Origin of the sequence: Mycobacterium gordonae (assembly GCF_002101675.1) — a bacterium.
Taxonomy (GTDB): domain Bacteria; phylum Actinomycetota; class Actinomycetes; order Mycobacteriales; family Mycobacteriaceae; genus Mycobacterium; species Mycobacterium gordonae.
Map to the genome: position 1 here is coordinate 1 of NZ_LQOY01000197.1, position 23,103 is coordinate 23,103.

Here is a 23,103-nt window from a genome sequence, read left to right on the forward strand (position 1 = left end):
GCCCCTGCTGTGCCGCCCACCCCGCCAAGCCCGCCGTCGCCGCCGGTCAAGCCCGTGATCATCGCGTTGCCACCGTGGCCACCCGAGCCGCCAGCACCGCCCAACCCGCCAGTACCGCCAGCTCCGGCTACCCCACCGATCAGGGCCTGGTTCGCACCGCCGACACCGCCGGTCCCGCCGGTCCCGCCGATCCCGCCGAGCTGTCCGGTCATACCCAGCGGCCCGCCACTGCCCGCGATGCCTGTCCCCCCGGCACCGCCGACCCCACCGGCACCGCCCGCCCCGGCAACTCCGAAGAGCTGCCGATTCGCTCCGCCGGCGCCACCGTCACCTCCAGACCCACCGGCTAACCCGGATCCCGAAACACCAGCGGCGCCGACTCCACCGGCGCCGCCAACCCCGCCGGCACCGCCACCCAACAACCCGTTGGCCCCGCCGGCACCGCCGACTCCGCCGGCGCCACCGGAAACGGTCGCGTTCCCACCGGCGCCACCGGCGCCACCAGCCCCCCACAACCCGGCCGACCCGCCATGCCCGCCGGCCTGACCGGGCGCACCGGAGCCGCCACGGCCGCCGTTGCCCAGGAGCCACCCGCCGTCGCCCCCGGCCTGCCCCGTCCCCGGCGCACCGTCGACTCCGTTTCCGATCAACGGACGTCCGGTGAGCAGCTGGGAGGGCCCATTGACCACGCCCAGCACCCCCTGCTCCAGCACCTGCAACGGGGATGCGTTAGCCGCCTCGGCAGCCGCATATGCCCCCGACCCGGTCAGCAGCGTCTGGACGAACTCGGCCTGATACACCGCAGCGCGCGCACTGAGCGCGTGGAAGTCCTGTCCGTAGCCACCGAACAGTTTGGTGATCGCCGCCGACACCTCGTCGCCGCCCAACGGGGCAATGCCCGTCGTCCAGGGTGCGGCCGCGGCACTGGCTGCCCGCAGGGCCTCACGAATCTGACTGACATCGGCCGCAGCCGCGGTCAGCAACTCAGGATTTGCGATCACAAAGGACGACATAGTGGCCTCCCGGGCCTCCCCGTCAACAGAAACAACTGCGCCGCGCACGCTACGCCTGTAGTGCAGAATTGTCTGCACCTTTTTCAGATTCTGCAGAACTGCTGCTTGGCGCCTCGGCGTCCATTGAACAATCAAAAAGGCATTGACCGGCAGGTGCTGTCCGGCCCAAGCCTACAAAAGCTGGAAACAGCCCGGTGACAGGGCGTTTAGCGGCGCAATTCGCGACACGACTGCCGCGCCGGCCACCAGCATCGATTTGTCCTTATGGGCGACTGGGCACCAGGTGCGCACCCTCGGAAATCGAGGTGAATAAACCACATCCTCGAAATGGAATCGCGTTCTAAAAGGTTATTCGTGTCTCCGGAGCTGACATCAAATAGACCATTACAGTTAGCGACTCACGGTGGGCAGCCTGGACAACCGACCACCTAACATGCGGCTCGTAGCGCCGCCGCGGTGTTTCGGGTTTGGTGTTCTCGGCCGGGTGAGGCCTGACCGCTCTACTGGCCGGCGTTCTGAGCCAGGTCGATGGCGTACTGGCTCACGAAGTGGCCCGCCGAGGCGCCGCCGTTGCACGATCCGTCGGATTCGCCGGGACGCTTGACCCACAGGTACGCGTCGGCGTGCCCGCCCGCAGTCGCCGTGGTGGGCGGGGTGCCGAGAGCACGGCCGGAGGGGTTGCACCAACTCAGCGCGGAGTCGGGCGCGGGACCGGCACCATTACGCGACGTGTCGATGACGTAGTGCGCGCCGCCCGTCATGCCGGAAACCGCCTCGCCGTAACCGGTTTCCTCGTCGGTGCTGAAGAAGTTCGAGACGTTGAGGCTGAATCCCCGGGCGCGCCCGACACCGACCTGGTTAAGCCGGTTGGCGATCTCCTCGGCACTCAACCAGCGGGAGTGTCCGCCGTCGACGTAGACCGCGGCGGCCGGATCGCGGGTCAGCGTGTCCACCGCGTAGCGAATCAGGTCGAAGCGTTCCTGGCGCTGGTCTGCCGACAGGCAGTCGGCCATGTCGAGGGCATCGGGTTCGACGATGATCGCCGCGGGCGAGCCGCCCAGCCCGGAGGAGATGCTGTCGATCCATGCCCGGTAATCCGCGCCGGAGGCGAACCCGCCGGATGCGTAGCTACCGCAGTCGCGATGCGGGATTCCGTACAGCGCGAAGATCGGCATGCTGCCGGCCGCCTGCGCCGCGCCGGCATACGACGCGACCCGGCCGCCGACCGAACCAGCAGGGAATGCCTGATCCAGCCAGTACGCCTGCGGTGTATTGGCGATGGCGGTCAGCTGCGCGTTCCCCGGATTGGCATTGTGGGCGCCCATCGCCGCCGACGCGGGGTCGACGTAGAAGGACTGTCCGGCGAGCGGGTTGGACGAATCCACCAGTCGCATCGACGGGGCCGGTGCGGGCTGCGTCGAGCCCACCAGACCCGTGGCAGCAACGGCCGCGGCCGTCAGGAAGGGGGCGATCCACCGGGAAACTGCACCTGCAGCTGTTGACGTCACGCCAGTAAAATAATGCCGAATTGTGATAATCGCCAATCGTCAACAACAGCTTGAGAGTTAGTGTCCTTTGAACTCGTCCATCGAGTTGTAGACGCCGACGCGCCGCAGATAGAAGTCGCGCAACCGGATCGGCAGCACCGCGCTGAGCACCTTGTTCATCTTCGACGTCCACGGGATGACGACGAACGGGCTGCCCTGCAGCATCGCCTTCCAGGTCTCGTTGACGACGTCTTCCTGCTCGAGCATCGGGGTGAAGAGGATGCCTTTGGCGCCGTCGAACATGCCGGTGTTGATGTAGGTCGGGCACACGGTGGTGATCTTGACCTGGTCGTGGCCGGCCTGTTCGAGCTCCAACCGCACGGAGTCGGAGAAGCCGATCGCCGCCCACTTCGAGGCGGCATACGCGGCCATGCGGGGGATGGCGTTGAGCCCGGCTGACGACGCGATGTTGACGAGGCGGCATTCGGTGCCGGCCTCGATCATCGCGGGCAGGAATTCGCGGGCCACCAGCATGGGGCCGATGGAATTGACTTCCAGGGTGAGCATGAAGTCGCGCGGCTGGTTCTCCCAGAAGTAACCGTTGCCGCGGACAATGCCGGCGTTGTTGAAGAGCACGTGGATGGTGCCGACCGTCGCACGCACCTGCGCCGCGGCCTCGGCGACCCGGTCCTGTGAGGTGACGTCGACGGTGTCGTAGTGGATGGTTCCCCCGGCCGCCTCCAGCTCGGTTGCGGTCTCCTTCAAGGCGGCCTCGTTGGCGTCCCAGAGGACCACCGAGGCAGCGCCCTCCTTGACGGCCTGCGTGGCGAACAGCTTGCCGAGGCCCATTGCGGCGCCGGTGACCAAAACGTTCTTTCCCTTGACGGATTCCATGGCTGAGCTCCTCTGGGCATCTACGGTGAAGCAGTCGGGTAGCTCCTACCGTTCTATCTCATCGGGTGTGACCGGTTGCACGTAGCGATGATTTTGTCGACGCTCACCGGTCTGACCCTGCGACCGAGTTATCCAACACATGTTGGGAGAAGCCGTGGGCCACATCCATATTGAGCTGTTCGCCACTCTCGATCTGGTCGGGCAGGCGCCGGGCGGACCGGACGAGGACCCGATCGGATTTCCCTTTGGCGGCTGGCAGGCACCCCTCATGCAGGAGGTCACCGGAGCTCAGGTCGGTGCCGCTTACGAGGGCACCGAAGCCCTGCTACTGGGCCGGCGGACCTATGACATCTTCGCCGCCTACTGGCCGCACCAACGGGACGGCGCGATTGCCACGCTGTTCAACAGCGTCCCGAAATACGTGGCCTCCCGCGGCAGGCCCGACCTGTCGTGGTCCGGCTCCACCCAACTCGGCCCCGACCTGGCCGGCGCGGTGCGCGAGATCCGGGATCGCCATGGAAACGTGAAAGTCGTAGGCAGCTTGAACCTGGTGCAGACCCTGCTGCGCGAGAAACTTTTCGACCGCCTTGACCTCTGGGTCCACCCCATCGTGCTCGGTGTGGGCAAGAAGGTATTCGACGGTGGCTCGGTGCCCACCAACCTCAGACTGATCGAGCCACCGGTAGCCAGTCCCACCGGCACGGTCTACCTGCGTTACGCACTCGCTGACGGCACTCCCGCAACCGGAGACATGAGCGCCGCAAACCATGCTCGTCAGCCGGGCCGATAACCCGCGAGGAACACCCGCACGCCGGACCGCACGTGGCGGTCGATATCGATATCGGATTCCACTTGGGGGCCACCGCAGAACAGCGCCTGGTCGATGCACCGCCCGACTACCAGGAACGCGAAGTGTTCTGCGGCGGTAGCCGGTTCGGGCACGTCCAGCAAACCACGCCGACCCAGGCGGGCAAAGCAGTCGGCGAAGGCCGACAGCATTCTGGCCGGGGCCCGCTCGTAGTAGAGCGCGGCGAGCTCGGGCAGGCGGTTGGCTTCCCCGACCACCAGCCGCCGCAACTGCACCACGTGTTCCTGCAACACCGCGCGCAGGTAGTCGGCAGCGAACGCGGTCAGATCGGGTTCCAGGTCGGTTGTTTCAGCGAGGATCGACGCGCGTTCCACAAACGCAGACACCGTGCTGTCCAGCGCGTCGTTGACGATGGCCAATAACAGCTCGTGTTTGTCACCGAAGTGCTTGTACACCGTCTGTTTGGAGACAGCAGCCGACGCGGCGATCGCGTCGACACTGGTGCCCTGGTAGCCGTTGCCAAGAAAGAGTTCCCGTCCCGCAGACAGGATGGTCAGGCGCTTTCGGGCCGAACGGCCGACTGGCTCGGTCATGTCCCTCCGTCTACCAGTACTGGACAGTCTAGTTCTTTGGTACTGTACGGTCTAGTTTCATAGTGACACGAGGGACCGCCATGACCACCACTGATTGCCCGCCTCTGGCCGACCGGATTACGAAGTCGCTGCTGGGCTATGGCGTCATCACCGGCCCGCTTTATGTCCTGTCGGTCGCCATACAGGCCGCGACCCGCGACGGGTTCGACCCGACGCGGCATGCGGCCAGCCAGCTCGCCAACGGCGACCTCGGATGGATTCAGATCGCGACCTTCCTGGTGACCGGCGCGATGACGATCGCAGCGGCGGTCGGGGTCGGCCGGACACTCGGCCGCGGCCGCCGCTCCGCGTGGGCGGCCGGCCTACTCGGCGGTTACGGGCTGGCCCTGATGGTCGCCGCCGTATTCCGCGCCGACCCCTCCGACGGGTTCCCGCCCGGTACGCCGCCCGGCATCGGTCAGCCCAGCTGGCACGGATTGGTCCATTTCGCCGTCGCCGGTGCCGGCTTCGTCTGCCTGGTCGCCACCTGCTTCGTGCTCGGCGGCTGGTTCGCCAAGACGCCCGGCCGCACGGGGTGGGCATGGTTCTCGCGCCTCACCGCCATCGCGTTTGCGGCCACCTTCCTGGCCTTGGCCTCCGGATCCGGTGGCACCGTATCGATTCTGGCCTTCACCGCGGCCGTCGTCCTGGCGTGGGCGTGGCTCCCGGCCGTCAGCGTCACGCTGTACCGCCACGTCGGCCGTCCGTAGCGGCGCCGTTTGCTCAGAGCCGGCGCGCTAGTGTGCTGTGGTCGGCCCCGACCAACCCGCCGACAGAACAGTTGGGCAAACACTCATGACCGCAGCGGCAGAGGCTTCGACGCTCGAATCTCGGGTCGGCCATTACTACCAGATGGACTACACCTACGAGGTGGGCCGGGAGAAGGTGCGTGAGTACGCCCGCGCTGTGCAGGACTATCACCCTGCCCACTGGGATGTTGCCGCCGCCGCAGAGCTGGGCTATTCGGGGCTGGTGGCGCCGTTGACGTTCACGTCGGTCCCGGGCATGACCTGTAATCGCCGCATGTTCGAGGAAGTGGTCGTCGGCTACGACACCTATCTGCAGACCGAAGAAGTCTTCGAGCAACACCGTCCGATCGTGGCGGGCGATGAACTGCGCATCGACGTCGAACTGACCTCGGTGCGCAGAATCGCCGGCCGGGACATGATCACCGTGACCAACACCTACACCGACACGGCCGGCGAACGGGTGCACACCCTGCACACGACGGTCGTGGGGATCACCGCCGAGGACTTCGATCCGGCCGTCAAGGCGGCGGTTCAGAAAGCGATGATGCACGACGTCAACATCCTCGACACCGGCGAAGCCCACGCCGCCTACGTGAAGACGGTGCGCCCCGAGGGTGAGGTCCGCATCGCCGAGGACACGGCACGTACGCCGGGCACGCCGTCCTTCGACGAGGTGAAGGTCGGCGACGAGTTACCGGTGCGCCACACCCGACTGTCCCGGGGCGACCTGGTGAACTACGCCGGTGTGGCTGGCGACGCCAACCCGATTCACTGGGACGAGACCCTCGCCAAGGCAGCGGGACTCCCCGACGTGATCGCCCACGGCATGCTCACCATGGGTCTTGGCGCCGGATTCGCCTCCGCCTGGACGGGCGACCCCGGTGCCGTGACCCGCTACTCGGTGCGGCTTTCCCAGCCCGCGATCGTCTCGGCCCTCGAGGGTGCGGACATCGAGTTCAGCGGCCGGATCAAGTCGCTGGATCCCGAAACGCGGTCCGGTGTCATCATCGTCGGCGCCAAGTCGGCCGGCCGGAAGATCTTCGGGCTGGCGACACTGCACGTGCGGTTCAGCTGACGGGCTCACCGAGCACCGGTCACAGCTGCGGGCGTCGGCGATGGAACGTGGTGACCTGCTGGAATGCGTGGCCGGCTGACACCAGAAATCGCTCCCGAAACTCGGGCCCGATGAACTGGAACCCGATCGGAATTCCGTCACGCGTGACGCCGGCGGGCAAACTTATCGCCGGGTGACCGCTCATATTGAACGGCGCGGACGGCAGGGCCGTCGCCGCGGTCAATGCCGCGTCCTGTCCCAGCGCCTGCATCGCTGCCAAGGTCGCGGCTCCGATACCCCGGCTGGGCAGCAACAGCAGATCCACGCTCCGGAACACCCGTCGCAGCGAGGCGGTGAATTCGCGGCGCTGCTGGCAGCACCCCTGGTAGTCCTGCGCGGTCACGGCGCGCCCGGCCTCTAGCATCCCGCTGAAAATTGGGCCGTATTCGCCGGCACGGGACGGATAGGTTTCGGCGTGTGCGCGCGCCGTCTCCACCGCCCGCAGCTTGGCGAAGGCCGCGATGACACGGTCGAGCGCGGGCAACTCGATCTCTACGACGGGCCACCCGATACCGGTGAGCGTCTCGACGACGTACGCCAGCATCGACGTCGTGTCCTCGTCGAAGGTGGCCAGCTGTGCCCAGTCCACTCCGACGCGGGGCGGTCGCGTCAAGGTCAGGTCCGCGGCATAGTCCACGACGGGCTCGGGTGACGAAGTGGGGTCACGAGGGTCAGGTCCCGCGATGACCGTCAGCATTGCCCCCGCGTCGAGAGCGCTCCGGGCGATGGGTCCGACATGGTCGAAAGTCGCTGCCAGCTCGACTATTCCGTGCCGGCTGACGCGGCCCCACGTCGGTTTGAGCCCGGTAACGCCGCAGGCGCTCGCGGGAAACCGGATCGATCCCCCGGTGTCCGATCCGATCGAGCCGAAACACAGTCCCGCGGCTGTGGCCACGCCGCAACCGCTCGAGGACACACCCGCCCACGCTGCCGCGTTCCATGGATTGACCGGTATCTCGGCGCTGGGGTGATAGCCGAGATAGGCACCCTCCGTCATGGCCAATTTGCCGACGATCACGGCGCCGGCGGCGCGCAGCCGGGCGACCACCGTGGCGTCGTGTGACGGGCGAAAGTCTCGAAAGATGTTGGTGCCCGCGACAGTTGGAGCGTCGGCCGTGTAGCACAGATCTTTCACACCGATCGGCACGCCATGCAGAACCCCGCGGTATCGTCCCCGGGCGATCTCCGCGTCAGCAGCACGCGCCGCGCTCAGGGCAGCCTCCGCGGTGACGTACGCGTAGCTCTTCAGACGCGGGTCCAACCTCTCGATTCGACGCAGCGTCGAGTCGGTCACGTCCTGCGACTTCAATTGCCGGGTGCGAATCAGCTCGGCGAGTTCGGTGAGTTCGAGTCTCCAGATCTCGTCGTCAGATTCGCGCAGCGACGTCACACCGTCGCACTGCCGTCGAAGCGGGGTGGGCGGCGCTGGTTGAAGGCCGCGACGCCTTCTCGCACATCGGCTCCCCCGTAGGCTTCGACGCTGAATCGGATCAGGGCATCGGTGTCGGCGCCCGTCAAGGCCCGGCCGTACATGTTGGCCACCACCTTCGTCGAACGCATCGTGACTGCGGACTGCCGGCAGATCTGGCCGACGAGTCGAGCCGTCACTTCTGCCAAATCGTCTGGGGCAACTACTTTTTCGACCAGTCCCCAGCGTGCGGCGTCGTTCACATCGATCAGCTCGCCACTGAACAGCAAATACTTCAGCGCTGCGGGACCGATGAGGCGGGCAACGGCTTCGGCTTCGGTAAAGCCGAGAATGACTCCGAGCTTGCCCAGCGGGATGCCGAATCGCGCGTCCTCGGTTGCGATGCGGACGTCGCACGCCGTGGTCAGTTCGCAGCCGCCCCCGACAGCAAGCCCGCGGACCGCTGCGATCACCGGAACCGGTACTGCCGACAGAGCTCTCAGGCAGGCGGCGACCGCCTCGTTGTAATCGGTGGCATCCACCACCGTCATCCGAGTGTCCGGGAATTCTTTGATGTCTGCGCCTGCGGCGAACGCCTTGCCACCGGCGCCACGAACCACGACCGCCCGCAGTTCGGTTTCGTTGGCGAGGTCGTCGAACAGCAGCTTCAGGCGACGCCAGCTTGCCAGGTTCAGCGCGTTCTGCGCTTGCGGATGACTCAGTGTGACCACCGCGACGCCCCGATACCGTTGCAGCGCAACGCGATCGATGACAGCGTCCACAGGTGGGTCGCTCTGCATCAACTGGCGGATGCCATCTTCCACGCCGCCCTGGGCGTCTGTCCCGGCCACGACGGCCAGTCTAGTGATCACTCTCGGCTGCGGGAATCTATCTGATACAGCGGCGGTCTGGTAGGTTCCGCAGGCTCATCGCGCTAGGGTCCGAACAGCAGCATTTGCGATGCGTCCCGCGAGAGAGGAACAACCTCCATGAGCCGATCCTCGACCACGATTGACCCTGCCGCGCCGGTGCTCGTCACGGGCGCCAGCGGCTACATCGGCAGCTGGATCGTGCGTACGGTGCTCGAAGCCGGGCACACCGTCCACGGCACCGTGCGCAATCCCGACAAGACGTCCGGCCTTGAGCACCTGCACAAACTGTCCGACGACCACCCCGGCCGGCTCAAGCTTTTCAAAGCCGACCTACTGGAGCCCGGCAGTTTCGACGAGGCGATGCAGGGGTGCGAGCTCGTCATGCACACCGCTTCGCCGTTCCTCATCTCCGGCTTCACCGATGCCGAGGAGGCCCTGGTCCGGCCGGCGCTGGAGGGCACCCGCAACGTACTTGATTCGGTCAACCGCACCGACAGCGTCAAGCGCGTGGTGCTGACCAGCAGCGTGGTCGCGATCTACGGCGACGCCCGGGAGTCACGGGATGTCCCCAACGGCGTTTTCACCGAGGAACACTGGAACACCACCAGCAGTGCCGACCATCAGCCCTACCCCTACTCCAAGACGGTGGCCGAGCGGGAAGCCTGGCGTTACCAGCAGGAGCAGGAGCGCTGGGACATGGTGACAATTCACCCCGGACTGGTGCTCGGCCCGTCGCTGACCAGCGCCAGCGACTCGGCCAGCTTGAGCACGATGAAGCAGTTCTACGACGGCACCATGCTGGCCGGGGCGCCGGACATGGCCACCGGCGTGGTCGACGTGCGAGATGTTGCGCAAGCCCACCTGCTCGCCGGTTTCACTCCCGAGGCGCATGGACGCTACATCGCCAACGCCGCCACGTTGACCTTTCTGCAGATCGGCAAGATCCTGCGCCGACGGTTCGGTCCGTTCTACGCGTTTCCGAGAACGACGGCGCCCAAGGCGGTCTTCAAGGTCATCGCTCCTGTTGTCGGCATCACCAGAAAGTTCGTCGACCGCAACGTGGGCTACCCGTTGGCTTTCGACAATTCGCGCAGCCAGAAGGAACTCGGCTTGAAGTACCGGCCGGTCGAAGAGACCATCAGCGACCACTTCCAGCAGATGCTCGATGACGGTCTGGTGCAACGGATCCCGGGGCTTTCCAAGCTCTAGTGGGCATGCCCTTCTGGGCGCGAGCGACCACAAATTGCCAGCGGCAGCGGCGTGTCCCCGGCAACACGCGCGCGCTCGCGCGGCCCGCTACTTCGGAGGCATCCGGATGCCGCCGTCGACCCGGACGACCTCGGCGTTCATGTAGGAGTTGGTGATCAATTCGATGACCATGGACGCCAGTTCGTCGGGCTTGCCCAGGCGGTGGGGAAAGAGCACCGACTGACCCAGCTTCGCCTTGAAGGCTTCGGCGTGCTCGCCCTCGCCGTAGATCGGGGTATCGATGAGCCCGGGCGCCACGGTGTTCACGCGGATGCCGACCGCGGACAGGTCGCGTGCCACCGGCAGGGTCAAACCGACGACACCGCCCTTGGACGACGAGTAGGCCGCCTGGCCGATCTGACCGTCGAACGCCGCAACGCTGGTCATGTTGACGATGGCGCCGCGCTCGCCGCTTTCGGTCGGCTCGTTGCGGCTCATCGCGGTGGCGGCCAACCGGATGCAGTCGAACGTGCCGACCAGGTTGATGGCGAGGACCTTCTTGTAGGCGTCCAGGTTGTGCGCGGACGCGAATTCACCGTCCTTGCCGATGGTGCGCTGCGCCCAGCCGACGCCGGCTGAGTTCACGAGCGCCCGCAGTGGGCCGAGGTCGGCTGCGGTGTTGACGGCGTCCTCGATCTGCTCGGTGTTCGTCACGTCCACGGTGACGAACACGCCGCCGATCTCGTGTGCCAGTTCCTGACCGCGTTCGGCCTGCAAGTCGGCGACGACGACCCGGGCGCCTTTGGCGGCGAGTTGGCGGGCCGTCGCAGCTCCGATACCCGAGGCTCCACCGGTGACGATTGCGCTAGCTCCATTGATATCCACGCTGAGCACATTACGTGTTGCGGTGTCGGCGCCTGCCGGGCCTGCACAGACCTTGTCTGAACGACACCGTTGGGCTTAGTGTCGCGGGCTAATGACATCCGCGCCTTCTGTTCCCACCACCCGGCAGGTCCGCGTCCATTCACCAGGGACGGTGTCTGTTGATCGCGTAGACGTGGCGTCCTGCGGTCCGCGGGATGCTCTCGTCGAGGTACACGCCTGCGGCATCTGCGGCAGTGACCTCACCTACATCCGCCTCGGCGGGCTGGCCGGACCAGGCGGGGAGCCCATGCCACTCGGCCATGAGTTCGCAGGCGTGGTCATGCAGGTCGGCGCCGAGGTCGACGGGGTGATACCGGGCCAGCGGGTGGTGGTGCATCCTGGCAACGACGCCTCCGGCCGCATCGGTGGGGGCAGCGCCGCCGGTGGTCTGGCCGACGTCGTGCTGGTCCGCGATGCGGCCACCGGTGGGCGGCTCATCGCGGTTCCCGATGACATGCCGATGGACGTCGCAGCGCTCACCGAACCGCTCGCGGTGGGAATGCACGCCGCCGAGCAGGCCGATGTCGGTCCGGGTGATAATGTTGCCGTCTTCGGTTGCGGTCCAATCGGTTTGGCCGCGATCGCCGCGCTGGCGGATCGCGGGCTGAGCGGGATCGTCGCGGTGGATCTCTCCGCGGAGCGGCGGCGGCTCGCCGAACTCCTTGGCGCCTCAGCCTCGATCGATCCGAGCCAGACGAAAGTGTGGCGGGAATTGGAACGCCTGCACGGGACCCGGTCCCTGGCTTACGGACACGCACCTGCGACCGACGCATTCATCGAGGCCTCGGGGTCGGACGCGGTGCTCACCGGGATTATCGATCGGGCCGGACCGGGCGCGCGGATCAGCGTGGTGGCGTTGCACTACCAGCCGGTGCCGGTCAATTTTCTCGGTGTGCTGATGAAGGAGCTGACGATTCGCGGCTCCATGGAATATCCGGCCCGTTTCGCCGACGCCGTCGACCTGTTGGCCCGCCGGGACCTCTCGGCACTGATCACCCACCGCTTCCCGCTTGACCGGGTTGACGCGGCGCTTGCCCTGCTCGGCGACAGCCGCGAATGCGGCAAGGTGATGGTCACCGTTTCCTGACGCATCACTTGAAGGTCAACCGCAGAAACTCGCGACGACGGGCGAGCACGCTGGGTAGCCACGGGCCGACTTCGGCGGCGTCGAACCATTCCGTGCGGTCCAGCAGCATCCGCAGCACCGTCGTGGCCTCCAGCCGTGCCAGTGGCGCACCCAGGCAGAAGTGGATACCTTTGCCGAAGCTCATGTGCGCCTTGCTGTTTCGGCGATCCAGCCGGAATTCGTTCGGGGCCTCGAAATGCTCCGGATCACGATTGACCGCCCCCCACAGCAGCAGGACCTTCGAGTCCTTCGGCAACGGGCTACCCGCCAACTCGGTGTCTTTCAAGACGTGCCGGTAGTGCGCCCGAAACGGAGGCTCCAGCCGCAGGGTCTCCTCGATGAACACTCCGAGCAGTTCGGGCTCGTCGCGTAGTTTTCGCTGCAGCTCCCCGTCAGTGGCCAGGATGTCCACCGCGGTGCCGAGCAGCGATGCGGTCGACTCTCCGCCGGCGCTGAATAGGGACACCAGGATCAGCTGCGCGGTGAAGTTGTCGAGCTCGCCGGCCGCTTGTGCTTTCGCGAGCGCGCCGATCAGGTCGTCACCCGGGTTGGCCGCGGCTTGCTGCAGGCGCGTGGTGATGTAGGCGCTCAATTCGCCGATGGCGGCCATCGAGGCGGCCAATTCGTCGCCCGCCATCAGGCCGTCGAGCAGTTGGGTGCTGGCATACCCCCATCGCGCCAGCTGGTCAGCGTCGGCTTCCGGGACACCGATCAGGTCGGCGACGATGGTCATCGGCAGCCGGTTGGCGAGGCCGTCCATCCACTCAATCCCGCCGTCGAGAGCCGCGGTGGCCCAGAGCTTTTCGAAGACCTCCACAATCAGTGGCTGGAAGGCCTGCACTCGCTTGGCGGTGAACTGGCCGAGCATCAGCTTGCGATGTGCGGCGTGCACGGGGTCGTCGGCGGTGACCAGGATGTGGGTGCGGCCCCCGACACCCTCCATCGGAAAGGCGGCGACCCCTTTGTCCGGGCTGAAAGTCATCGTCGCGGTGAGATTCGACGAATAGATGTCCGGCCTGTTGACCACTTCAGTGATCGCCGCCCAGCTGCTCACCAGGTAGAAATCCGAATCTCCGACTCGGTGGACACCACCGTCGGTCCGCAGCCGGGCATACAACGGGTAGGGGTCCTGGATCGCCGCGTCACCGAAAAAGTCGACGGGGTCGATTGTGGCGGTCATGGCGTGGACGGTAGCAACTGCTGGGCCGGTCGTGGCGAAGCTTGAGCCAGATTGACCCGGAGGCCGGGCCTGCGTGTCGAGTTCGGACCCCAAGCGTGGCCGTGGCGGAGCTATTGACCGTGCGCGGGCGGCGGCCCAGCCGGACGCATATCTTCCAGGGTTTCGGCCATGCGCGTCGACACCGTCTGCAGCCCCCTGAGGGGGCGCACCATGACTTTGAACGACGTGATCCGGTGATCGGCGTTCCAGTGCACGATGTCCACGCCCTCGATCTGCATGCCATCGAGCTCGACGGCGAATTCCAGGACGGCGGAATCGCTTTGGACCCATTGCGCGACATAGCGGAAATCGGTACCGGCGAAGAGGTGTTCCGCTGCCATAAGAAACCCGGTCACCACGGCTCGCCCCTGTTTGGGCCGGTGCACCGCTGGTGAGTAGAACCTCACGTCCTCGGCCAGCAGATCGTCGAGAACCTCGGCATCGCCGCTGTTCATGAATTCGAACCAGCGTTCGACGGCCGGCGCGGTCACGACGCCACCGCGGCGGTCGCACCGGCCAGCATGCCTGCCAGTCGCCCGGTGATCAGATCCTGCGCTTCGTCGACGATCCGTGTCACGAGTTCTCCTACGGTAGGGATGTCGTCGATGAGACCCATCGACGTTCCGATCCACCAGATGCCGGCTTCGAGATCACCTGTCTCGTAGACCGTTCGGCCGCGGGCTCCGGAGACGAGGTGGCGAACGTCCTCGAAGGTTCCTCCCCATTTCAGGATGTCGACGACTTCCCGCGAGACGGTGTTGCTGGCGACGCGGCCGGTGTTGTTGAGGGTGCGGAAGATCAGCTCGGTGCCTCGTTCGGTGCCGTCAACGATGGCCTGTTTTACATTCGGGTGGATCGCCGATTCGACGGTGCACATGAACCGAGATCCCATGTTGATGCCGTCGGCGCCGAGCGCCAGGGCCGCCACGAGCCCCCGTCCGTCGGCGAATCCGCCGGAGGCGATCATGGGGATCTGGATCTGCCTGGCGGCGGCGGGGATCAGGACAAGGCCGGGTACGTCGTCCTCACCAGGATGGCCGGCGCATTCGAAGCCGTCGATGCTGATGCCGTCGACCCCTAGGTCCTGCGCCTTGACGGCGTGGCGCACCGAAGTGCACTTGTGCAGGACCTTGACGCCGTTGTCGTGGAGGACGGGCAGATGCGGTGCCGGGTTGGAGCCGGCGGTTTCAACGACCTTCACACCCGAGTCGATGATCACCTTCCGATACTCCTCATACGGCGGCGGATTGATCGATGGGAGGATGGTCAAATTCACCCCGAACGGCTTGGCCGTCAGGTCACGACACCGGGCGATCTCATTGGCCAGATCGGCCGGTGTGGGCTGAGTCAACGCCGTGATGAAGCCCAGAGCGCCCGAGTTAGCCACGGCAGCAACGAGTTCGGCGCGGCCGACCCACTGCATGCCGCCTTGTGCGATGGGATGTTCGACACCGAAGGTCCGGGTAAACTTCGTCGTCATCGTCATCGGCCCGTTCTCCCATCGTCGCGCGGACGCCGCGATGATCCTCCGGTCACGCTCGCGACCGAGTCTCTGATTTCCACCGATATCCCTTCGTCTCGAACCTGAACGCATCGACGCGCACTGGTAGGTGTCATGTCGATTCGAGGGCGCGGGCAATGACGAGTCGTTGAATCTGGTTGGTGCCCTCGAAGATTTGGGTAATCTTCGCTTCGCGCATATAGCGCTCGACTCGGTAATCACGGGTGTAACCGGCACCGCCGAACACCTGCACCGCGTCGGTGCTCACCTTCATCGCGGCGTCGGTGGCGACTAATTTGGCCACACTGGCCTGTGCCGAATACGGCCGGCCGGCGTCGCGTCGCCGGGCAGCGTCAAGGTAGGTCGCGCGAGCGCTGATGACGCCGGCCGCCATGTCGGCAAGCAGAAATCCCAGGCCTTGGTGTTCGATTATGCGGCGGCCAAATGTCTTTCGCTCCCCGGCGTATCGGACGGCTTCGTCGAGCGCAGCCTGCGCCAACCCGGTGGCAACTGCGGCGATGCCGAGGCGTCCACCGTCAAGGGCGCTGAACGCGATGGCCAGGCCCTGGCCTTCGTTGCCGATGCGTAGTTCGTCGGGAACGAACACGTCGTCGTAGTGGGCGGTCGTCGTCGGCACCGCGTGCAGGCCCATCTTTTCCTCGGGTCTGCCGAAGCTCAGCCCGTCTATCCCGGCCGGGATGTGAAAACACGAAATCCCGCGCGTGCCTTCACCGGTGCGGGCGAACAGGGTGTAGAAGTCGGCGACACCGCCGTGGGTGATCCAAGCCTTGGACCCGTTGATGCGGTAGCCACCCTCGACCCGGGCGGCTTTGCAGGACAACGCGGCCGGATCGGAGCCGGCATCGGCTTCCGACAGGCTGTAGGCGCCGACCATATGTCCGCCGAGCATGTCGGGCATCCACCGCTGACGTTGGGCCTCCGTGCCGTACATCGCCATGGGATGGCAGGCGAGGCTGTGCACGCTGACCGCGACGGCAACGGCCGCCCAGCGCGCCGCAAGCTCCTCTAGGACTTGCAGGTAAACCTCGTAAGGCTGTTCGCCGCCACCCCATTTCGACGGGAACGGCAAGCTCAGGAGTCCCGCAGCACCCAACGCGGGAAAGACCCCGTCGGGGTAGGTTTCCGCGGATTCGTGCTGATCGACAATCGGGTCGAGTGTTTTGTCGGCGACGGCGCGCGTCAATTCGATGAGCTCGCGCGCCTCGTCGGTGGGCAACAGCCGGTCAACCGACACAGTGCACTCCTGAAGACACGGTGCCTCCGAACATTTCCTGGCCGATCTGAACGCGTTCGCCCCCGCAGTGCTCACCGCGGACTGGCCGCCATCGGCGGCTGGCAGCAACGCCTAGCACAGTCAGCGTGCCCGCGAATCCTGCTCCGTGCCTAGCTGTTTGAATGACGACAGCCCATTCGGGGGAGTGAGTTACAGCGAATGGGAGGTCCCGCGCACGGCCGCGTCTTCATAACGTGGGGTCATGAGTGCACCGCCGGTACGACCCAGCCCGCCAAAGACACCGCCTACCTCTTCGAGGAACAACGTCGCCAAACCGCGCAAGACGGCGGCCAACCCGTCGCCTTCGGCGGTGCCGGCCAGTGCGGCGTTGACGACCGAGGACGCGACTGCGCGCCAACGCACGAAACGCCCTGAGATCACCGACGGCACCGGGCAGGTGCAAAACGTCGGGCTGGATCAGTTGATGGCCCAGGCCGCCGATCAGCAGAACCGCTTCCTTCCCGGGTCGGAGTTCCTCAAGGCGTTGGGCGGGCTGGCCAAGCGTCCCGGACACGTCGTCGGGCACACCGCCGCGGTGGCCGCCGACTTGGCGAAGGTCGTCACCGGCGAATCGGACCGCGTGCCGGCCAAAGGCGACTCCCGCTTCCGCGACCCCGCCTGGAAACAGAGCTGGCTGTTCCGGCGGATCTGTCAGGGTTACTTGAGTATCAGCGACTTCGTCCGTGCGCTGGCCGATGAGCCAGACTTGGAATGGGCCGACCATGAACGGCTTGCCCTCGTGGTCGACAACATCCTCGACGCACTGGCGCCGACGAATTTTCCGCTGACCAATCCCACGGTGTGGAAGACCACGATCGACCGCGGCGGGGAGAACTTCGTCGCCGGTGCCCGCGCTGCGGTGCGGGATGCCCGCTCGCCGGTCAAGCTACCCGCCAACGTCGACACCACCCCCTTCCGAGTGGGTGAGACGCTCGCGGCTTCACCCGGCGCAGTGGTCCACCGCGCGAAGCGTTTCGAACTCATCCAGTACCAACCGCGCACCAAGCAGGTCGTCAAGACGCCGGTACTGCTGATTCCGCCGATGATCAGCAAGTTCTACGTCGTCGATCTCTCGCCGGGCAAGAGCATGGTCGAGTTCCTGGGCGATCATGAGCTACAACCCTTTGCGCTGTCTTGGGCCAACCCAGGGCGCGACGACGCGGCGTGGAATTTGGACGATTACGTGGGATCCATCGTCGAGGCCATCGAGACCACCCGCGAGGTCACCGGTGCCGACGCGGTGCACGTCGTTGGGTTCTGCGCCGGCGGTATCGCCACCACCACCGCCGTAGCGCACCTAGCCGCCCTCGGCCGCATCGACCACGTTGCGACGTTGAGTCTGATGGTCACCGTGCTCGACGTCCGCCGCGGCGGCCCCGTGTTGTCGGTCGCCTCCCCCGACATGGCCAACGCCGCCAAGGCCAAGGTCAAACGCAAGGGATACCTCGCCGGCACCGAGTTGGCCCGTACCTTCGCGTGGCTGCGGCCCAACGACATGATCTGGAACAACTTCGTCAACAACTACTACCTGGGCAATAAGCCGCCGGCATTCGATTTGCTGTATTGGAACCAGGATTCGATGAACATGCCGGCCGCGCTGCACGGCGATCTGATGGAAATCGGACTTTCCAACCCGCTCGTCAAACCCGGCGCGCTCACCGTGCTGGGTACGCCGATCGACCTGACTCAGATCACCTGCGACGCCTACGTCGCCGGCGGCGAGACCGATCACCTCACCCCCTGGCCGAGCTGCTATCGCAGCGTGGCCATGCTCGGCGGCGAAACCCGCTTCGCGCTGTCGACCAGCGGACACATCGCTGCGGTCATCCACCCCCCGGGAAACCCCAAGTCGTCATACCGCCTCGGCGACGAATCGTGCGCCACCCCCGAGGAATGGCTGCAGTCGGCGCAGATGCACAAAGGTACGTGGTGGCAGGACTGGGCACCATGGCTGGTGCAGCGGGGCGGTGAAAGGGTCGCTGCCCCAGCCCATCTCGGTAACGACGACTACCCGCCGCTAACACCCGCGCCGGGCACCTACGTCCTCAAACAGTCGCGAGGTTGAGGCCGGTGCCCATCGATGTCGACAAGGTCCTTGGGGCCCACCTTCCGGAGCGACGCACTACGTGGAGCGAGACCGACGTAATCCTCTACCACTTGGGCCTGGGCGCCGGCGCAACGCCGACAGATCCGGGCGAACTCGCCTACACCTACGAAGGCGCACTGAAGGTTCTGCCCTCCTACGGCGTCATCCCGGCGGTTCCGATGCTGCCTGACATGCTCAACCTGCCGGGCATGGACGTCGACCTGACCCGCCTGCTGCACGGCGAACAGGAACTCCAACTTCATGGGGTGCTTCCGGTCGCTGCCGAGGTGTGCACGTCGGCCACCATCAGCGACGTCTCCGACAAGGGCAGCGGCGCCTTGGTGGTGCTGGAAGCGGTCACCCGTGACGCACATAGCGCGCAACCGTTGTGCACCAACCGATTCAGCGCGTTCGTGCGCGGCGAGGGTGGCTTCGGCCGGCCTGCGTCGCGCCCCTCCCCTATTGTGCCCGAAAAGCCAAAGCGGGCAGCCGATGTCGAGATCGCCTGCACAACGTTGCCGCAGCAGGCGCTGCTCTACCGGCTGTCCGGGGACATGAACCCGATCCACGCCGACCCGGACTTCGCCCGTCGCGGTGGCTTTCATCAACCCATCCTGCACGGATTGTGCAGCTACGGGATCGTCTGCAAAGCCGTTGTCGACGGAGTGCTCGGCGGCGACGTCAGCCGGGTCTTGAGTTATCGTGCCCGTTTCGCCGGCGTGGTCTATCCCGGTGAGACGGTCGTCGCCCGCATGTGGGAAGTGGACGGCGCCGTCCTCGTCGATGCGGTGTGCAAAGACCGCGACACCGCGGTGTTGTCCCATGCAGTCGTCGAGGTGCGCTGATCCGCCGGCGACTCACCGTGGCGTTAGTACCCGCGGCCGGGTGTTCGGCGTTGGGCGGCGGGCGTTGCTCCGTGCACCGCGGCCATCCGCATGTAGCGGAATACCGCTTCGGCACGGTTGGAGGCCTTCAGCTTTCGCAGGATGTGCTTCACGTGGGTTTTCACAGTGCCTTCGGAGATGACTAGGTGGGTGGCGATCGCGCCGTTGCTCATGCCCTGGGCCATCAACGACACCACCTCGATTTCGCGCCGCGACAGCAGGATCTCGATACTGGTATCGGCCGCCAAGGACGCAGCCACCGGCGGGCATGCTGCGTCAGACGCAGCCTGCGGGCGACCCAGCATCGCCTCGACGGTGCACAGATCGTCCGCCGCCGAAGCTATCCCGCGGGCCAGACGTTGAATTTCATTGCGCGCCGCGCGAAGTCGTTCGCTGAGCATCGTGCGGTGGTAGGCGAAGCCGAATCCCACGGCGAACATCCACAACACCGCCAGATCGTCCTCGTCGACGTGTCGCCGGCTGTTGTAGCAGTCGGCGTGCAACAACCCGATGATGCGGCCGTCCGGCATGATCGGCGCGGCCACGTAGGACCGCGACAACGACGCCTGACCGATGGCCGCGTTGGTACGCGGATCGTGCTGCGCGTCCCCGACGAGGACAGGGGCACGGCGGCGCATGATCTCACTCTCGATCAGCAGATGGTCGATGTGCACGGGATGATCGCGGCCCACACGCGCGATGTCGCTGGCCCATTCAGGGTCGGACTTGACGTGCACGCCTTCCACCCACCATGTCGATTCCTCGACGCGGGAGATGATGGCCCGGTCGAATCCGCAGCGGCACAACTCAGTCGGTGCGCGCTCGAGCATCTGCTCGATCGAATCGATGCCATGCAGCCGCGACAAGGCGTTGCGCACGGCGGCGTAGCGGTCGTTCTTCTGCTGGACCTGTGCCTGAGCCACTTCGACCTGCAGCGCACCGATCTCGGTCATCAGCTCGATCAGCCGCATTGCCGCCGGCGTGATCACCGGCAACGCAGGTTCGCAACCCAACTTGGCCAGTTGGTCGTAGGCGCGGGTCAGAGCTGCCTGAATCCGGCCGAAGTTGCGATCGATGTTGGCAGCCGCGTCCACGCTGCCCGCGCCGGGAACTAGATCGCCGAAGCGGTGCAGCGCCGCGACGACCCGATCGCGCAGCGCCGAGTCGCGCAGGGGTTCGCCGATTTGAGTCCACACATCGCCGTCTGGCACACGGATCGGGCGAACCGGCGGCGAGTCGTCGGCGCTGGAAGTTGGGCCATCGAGGGCCGCTGCCAAGTCGATCGTGGCGGTAGTCATATTTACAAAGCTAAAGAGGCGCAGGTCACCGCAACATGTAAGCGGCTTCCAAATCCGTCTGCGACCTCTGGAACGGGACTACAGCGCCGAAGCCGGTCGCGCACGATCGGGCAGGCCGGCACTGGCCAGCGCACCGGGGCTCAAATTGCGACTGGCCTCGGCCAGGCGCAACGCGACCTCCAGCTCCAATCGCCGCTCGTTGAGCGGCCGGCCGAGCAGCTCCTTGGCCTGCTGAACGCGGTACATGACGGTGTTCTGGTGCACACCAAGCCGCTCGGCGGTGCGACCCCAACTTTGGCCCTCTTCGAAATAGGCGGTCAATGTCGCACGCAACCGGCGGTTGCGCTCGGAGTCCGAGCTCAACTCGCCGAGCTCGGCCCTGACGAATACTCCTGCCGCCGACAGGTCCCGCGTCACCAGCGCGTCTAAGGCGACGTCGCGGTGCACGGTCACCGTGCCTGGCGGGAGGGAGAACACGCCGCTCATGCGTCGCCCGTCCCGAGCCTGCCGATGGGACTGCACGAAGCCATCCAGCCCATGCCCGACCCCGCCGACGGCCGCCATCAACGGCATGTCGACATGCATCCCCTCGGGCAGCAAGTCGGTGACCACCGGGCCGCTGGTCCACGCCCACACCATCGACGCACCGCCGGGCACGACCAGCAACTCAATGCCCTTGAGGTGCCGCGCGACCTCGGCCGCAGCCCGTTTGAGCGCCTGCAGCGGAGGCTTGTCCGGACTGTGCGGGTCGGACCACACCACCACCGCGACGTGGGGCCGGTCGAGGTTGTATTCCAGCGCGGCACTGCTCACGTGCGGGTCGACGGGTCGCCCCGACACGATCGCCGTCACCAATTCCGCTCGTAACGAATCCGCACCGCGCACCCACAGTTCGCGTTCCCGCGCGTAGTGGTCGACGAGATCGCCGGACACCTTCTCGCAGTAGCGAAACAGGTACTCCGACGCCGCATTGGTCAATTGCCACTTCGCCTTTTCGGATACGCCCAGGTGATACACGGCCTCCCTGAGCGCGGCGTCACACAACCCGAGGCCGATGACGTAGCACCGCGGAATCGCCGCGACCGCGATACCCCGCTGCGCCAACGTCGAGACCCAGTTCAAGGTCGGTTCGGGTGCTTGGGCTGAGTCCGCCGACTCGGCGGCGGCAAACCCGCGCAAGACCGCGTACACGTTGCTCATCGCGGCTTCGACAGTGAGTTGCTCCAGGTCCCTGTCTTCGGTGTCACGCAGTTCTGCAATCACCTGGACCGCCCGCAACCCGATGCGCTCGGCCAGGTCAGTGACGTCGACCTTCGCGGCCACCGCTGCGGCGTCCTCAGGTGTAATGCGCACCGAGTCCTGAGCCACCTACGCCTCCCGGCGGGTATTCCGACGAGCAGACCGTAGCATCGCGGCACGCTCTTCCACGCCGACAATGGCATGTTTGATCAGTCGAACACCACGACCGGTTTGACGACATCGCCGCCGACCGCGGCGTCGATAGCCTCGTTGATCTTTTCGAAGGGGAATGTCTCGATCAACCTGTCGAACGGGAACTTCCCGTCGCGGTACAGCTGAATCAGGGCGGGCACGAAGGTTTGGGGGTCCGCGTCGCCCTCGATAACGCCGGACAGGCGCCGGCCCAGCAGTAGGTGCCCTTGGTCGATCGTGATGTCGTGCTGCAGTCCCTGGAATCCAACGGTGACGCAGTGCCCCGGTGAGCGCAGGATTTCGAGCGCTTGACGGATGACGGTGTTGTTGCCGACCGCGTCCAGCGAGCAATCGATGCCATTCGGCACCGCATTCATCACATCCCACACCAGGTCCTTGGTGTTGGCGGGGTTGAAGACGGCCGTGGCCCCCAGCGCCGCGGCCGTCGCCAGTCGGGACGGGTTGAGATCCACGGCGATGATGTGTTCGCAGCCGAGCGCCTTGGCGGCCATGACCGCGGCCAGGCCGACCGCACCGAGACCGAAGACCGCCAGACTCTGGCCGCGCTCGGGTCGCAGCACGTTCATCACCGCACCTGCACCGGTCTGCAGGCCGCAGCCCAACGGACCCAGCAGCGCCAGCGGGAGATCGTCCGGCACCTTGACGGCGTTGTGCGCGCTGGTGATTGCCAGGCTGGCGAAGGAGGACTGGCCGAACCAGTTGCCGTGCACTTCCTCTTCGCCGGCGCGCAGGGTGACGGTGCCGTCGAGTCGTTCACCGAAGTAGTTCAGCGGGGCGAACAGTTCGCAGTAGGCGGGCGTCTTCTTGCAGTTGGCACACTCGTTGCAGTAGGCGAAGCTGAGCACCACGTGGTCACCCGGGACCAGGGTGGTGACTGCGGCTCCGACCGCTTCGACTGTCCCTGCGCCTTCGTGGCCGAGGACGGCGGGCAACGGTAATGGCACCATGCCGTTGGCGGCGGAGATGTCAGTGTGGCAGATGCCGACGCCGGCGATGCGCACCAGCACCTCGTCGTCTGCCAACTCGGCAAGCTCCACATCCTCGACCGATAGCGGTTGGCCTTCTTCGCGCAGGATCGCCGCACGTGCCGTGCGGGTGCCCGGATAGGCTGCGGCCGAACAGATGTCGGCGGTGGCGTCTATCAACGCATTCTC

Annotated in this window: 21 protein-coding genes; 7 read left to right on the plus strand and 14 right to left on the minus strand. The window is 66.0% G+C overall.

Features of this window, described 5'->3' with window-relative positions; translation table 11 throughout:
* From AWC08_RS24445 to AWC08_RS24455, 3 genes are all read right to left on the minus strand, one after another.
* Positions 1 to 1,013, minus strand: a 1,013-nt coding sequence (locus AWC08_RS24445) for a PE family protein (RefSeq protein WP_142283788.1), incomplete at its 3' end; no start/stop codon positions are given.
* A 500-nt stretch (positions 1,014 to 1,513) separates the two neighbouring features.
* Positions 1,514 to 2,557, minus strand: coding sequence for a glycoside hydrolase family 6 protein (locus AWC08_RS24450; protein ID WP_065137596.1), 1,044 nt, complete (start codon positions 2,555 to 2,557; stop codon positions 1,514 to 1,516).
* Positions 2,558 to 2,578: 21 nt separating this feature from the next.
* Complete coding sequence (locus AWC08_RS24455; protein WP_065137595.1) at positions 2,579 to 3,394, minus strand: SDR family NAD(P)-dependent oxidoreductase; 816 nt, start codon at positions 3,392 to 3,394, stop codon at positions 2,579 to 2,581.
* Positions 3,395 to 3,548: 154 nt separating this feature from the next.
* Here AWC08_RS24455 and AWC08_RS24460 point away from each other — a divergent pair, with 154 nt between their 5' ends.
* Positions 3,549 to 4,184, plus strand: coding sequence for a dihydrofolate reductase family protein (locus AWC08_RS24460; RefSeq protein ID WP_065137608.1), 636 nt, complete (start codon positions 3,549 to 3,551; stop codon positions 4,182 to 4,184).
* On the opposite strand, the gene AWC08_RS24465 is transcribed toward AWC08_RS24460, so the two are convergent.
* On the minus strand, positions 4,169 to 4,795 hold the full coding sequence (locus AWC08_RS24465; protein WP_065137594.1) for a TetR/AcrR family transcriptional regulator: 627 nt from the start codon (positions 4,793 to 4,795) through the stop codon (positions 4,169 to 4,171). The genes AWC08_RS24460 and AWC08_RS24465 overlap by 16 nt on opposite strands.
* An 80-nt stretch (positions 4,796 to 4,875) precedes the next feature.
* Here AWC08_RS24465 and AWC08_RS24470 point away from each other — a divergent pair, with 80 nt between their 5' ends.
* Together AWC08_RS24470 and AWC08_RS24475 are read left to right on the plus strand one after the other, a co-directional pair.
* Complete coding sequence (locus tag AWC08_RS24470) at positions 4,876 to 5,544, plus strand: DUF998 domain-containing protein (protein ID WP_085088335.1); 669 nt, start codon at positions 4,876 to 4,878, stop codon at positions 5,542 to 5,544.
* Positions 5,545 to 5,629: 85 nt separating this feature from the next.
* Positions 5,630 to 6,658, plus strand: a complete 1,029-nt coding sequence (locus tag AWC08_RS24475; RefSeq protein ID WP_065137592.1) for a fused (3R)-hydroxyacyl-ACP dehydratase subunits HadA/HadB — start codon at positions 5,630 to 5,632, stop codon at positions 6,656 to 6,658.
* Between the two features lie 19 nt (positions 6,659 to 6,677).
* Here the strand turns inward: AWC08_RS24475 and AWC08_RS24480 are convergent, their stop codons facing one another.
* Together AWC08_RS24480 and AWC08_RS24485 are read right to left on the minus strand one after the other, a co-directional pair.
* Positions 6,678 to 8,087, minus strand: coding sequence for an amidase (locus tag AWC08_RS24480; RefSeq protein ID WP_065137591.1), 1,410 nt, complete (start codon positions 8,085 to 8,087; stop codon positions 6,678 to 6,680).
* On the minus strand, positions 8,084 to 8,956 hold the full coding sequence (locus AWC08_RS24485) for an enoyl-CoA hydratase/isomerase family protein (RefSeq protein WP_232008004.1): 873 nt from the start codon (positions 8,954 to 8,956) through the stop codon (positions 8,084 to 8,086). The genes AWC08_RS24480 and AWC08_RS24485 overlap by 4 nt, the downstream gene beginning before the upstream one ends.
* Positions 8,957 to 9,094: 138 nt before the next feature.
* On the opposite strand from AWC08_RS24485, the gene AWC08_RS24490 reads away from it, so the two are divergent.
* Positions 9,095 to 10,186: an SDR family oxidoreductase gene (locus tag AWC08_RS24490; protein WP_197522026.1), complete on the plus strand. Its 1,092-nt coding sequence runs from the start codon at positions 9,095 to 9,097 to the stop codon at positions 10,184 to 10,186.
* An 87-nt stretch (positions 10,187 to 10,273) separates the two neighbouring features.
* Here AWC08_RS24490 and AWC08_RS24495 read toward each other — a convergent pair whose 3' ends face one another.
* The gene (locus AWC08_RS24495) at positions 10,274 to 11,050 is read right to left on the minus strand and encodes an SDR family NAD(P)-dependent oxidoreductase (RefSeq protein ID WP_065137605.1); all 777 of its coding nucleotides are present in this window, start codon (positions 11,048 to 11,050) and stop codon (positions 10,274 to 10,276) included.
* Between the two features lie 91 nt (positions 11,051 to 11,141).
* Between AWC08_RS24495 and AWC08_RS24500 the strand changes: the two genes are divergently transcribed.
* Complete coding sequence (locus AWC08_RS24500) at positions 11,142 to 12,176, plus strand: zinc-dependent alcohol dehydrogenase (RefSeq protein WP_065137590.1); 1,035 nt, start codon at positions 11,142 to 11,144, stop codon at positions 12,174 to 12,176.
* Between the two features lie 4 nt (positions 12,177 to 12,180).
* On the opposite strand, the gene AWC08_RS24505 is transcribed toward AWC08_RS24500, so the two are convergent.
* The 4 genes from AWC08_RS24505 to AWC08_RS24520 form a co-directional block, all read right to left on the minus strand.
* Complete coding sequence (locus AWC08_RS24505; RefSeq protein WP_065137589.1) at positions 12,181 to 13,395, minus strand: cytochrome P450; 1,215 nt, start codon at positions 13,393 to 13,395, stop codon at positions 12,181 to 12,183.
* A 110-nt stretch (positions 13,396 to 13,505) separates the two neighbouring features.
* Positions 13,506 to 13,925, minus strand: coding sequence for a nuclear transport factor 2 family protein (locus AWC08_RS24510; RefSeq protein WP_065137588.1), 420 nt, complete (start codon positions 13,923 to 13,925; stop codon positions 13,506 to 13,508).
* The gene (locus AWC08_RS24515) at positions 13,922 to 14,920 is read right to left on the minus strand and encodes an NAD(P)H-dependent flavin oxidoreductase (protein ID WP_065137587.1); all 999 of its coding nucleotides are present in this window, start codon (positions 14,918 to 14,920) and stop codon (positions 13,922 to 13,924) included. The genes AWC08_RS24510 and AWC08_RS24515 overlap by 4 nt, the downstream gene beginning before the upstream one ends.
* A gap of 127 nt (positions 14,921 to 15,047) precedes the next feature.
* Positions 15,048 to 16,190: an acyl-CoA dehydrogenase family protein gene (locus AWC08_RS24520; protein ID WP_065137586.1), complete on the minus strand. Its 1,143-nt coding sequence runs from the start codon at positions 16,188 to 16,190 to the stop codon at positions 15,048 to 15,050.
* 241 nt (positions 16,191 to 16,431) lie between these two features.
* On the opposite strand from AWC08_RS24520, the gene AWC08_RS24525 reads away from it, so the two are divergent.
* Both AWC08_RS24525 and AWC08_RS24530 read left to right on the plus strand, forming a co-directional pair.
* Positions 16,432 to 18,294 (plus strand): PHA/PHB synthase family protein, encoded by a 1,863-nt coding sequence (locus AWC08_RS24525; RefSeq protein ID WP_082986821.1) that lies wholly within the window; start codon positions 16,432 to 16,434, stop codon positions 18,292 to 18,294.
* A 5-nt stretch (positions 18,295 to 18,299) separates the two neighbouring features.
* Entirely contained in the window at positions 18,300 to 19,160 is an 861-nt protein-coding gene (locus AWC08_RS24530) for a MaoC/PaaZ C-terminal domain-containing protein (RefSeq protein WP_065137584.1), read from the plus strand.
* Positions 19,161 to 19,183: 23 nt separating this feature from the next.
* Here the strand turns inward: AWC08_RS24530 and AWC08_RS24535 are convergent, their stop codons facing one another.
* The 3 genes from AWC08_RS24535 to AWC08_RS24545 form a co-directional block, all read right to left on the minus strand.
* On the minus strand, positions 19,184 to 20,497 hold the full coding sequence (locus tag AWC08_RS24535; RefSeq protein WP_065137583.1) for a LuxR C-terminal-related transcriptional regulator: 1,314 nt from the start codon (positions 20,495 to 20,497) through the stop codon (positions 19,184 to 19,186).
* Positions 20,498 to 20,575: 78 nt separating this feature from the next.
* On the minus strand, positions 20,576 to 21,865 hold the full coding sequence (locus tag AWC08_RS24540) for a PucR family transcriptional regulator (protein ID WP_069434480.1): 1,290 nt from the start codon (positions 21,863 to 21,865) through the stop codon (positions 20,576 to 20,578).
* 80 nt (positions 21,866 to 21,945) lie between these two features.
* Entirely contained in the window at positions 21,946 to 23,094 is a 1,149-nt protein-coding gene (locus AWC08_RS24545) for an NAD(P)-dependent alcohol dehydrogenase (RefSeq protein WP_372513492.1), read from the minus strand.
* Between the last annotated feature and the right edge of the window lie 9 nt (positions 23,095 to 23,103).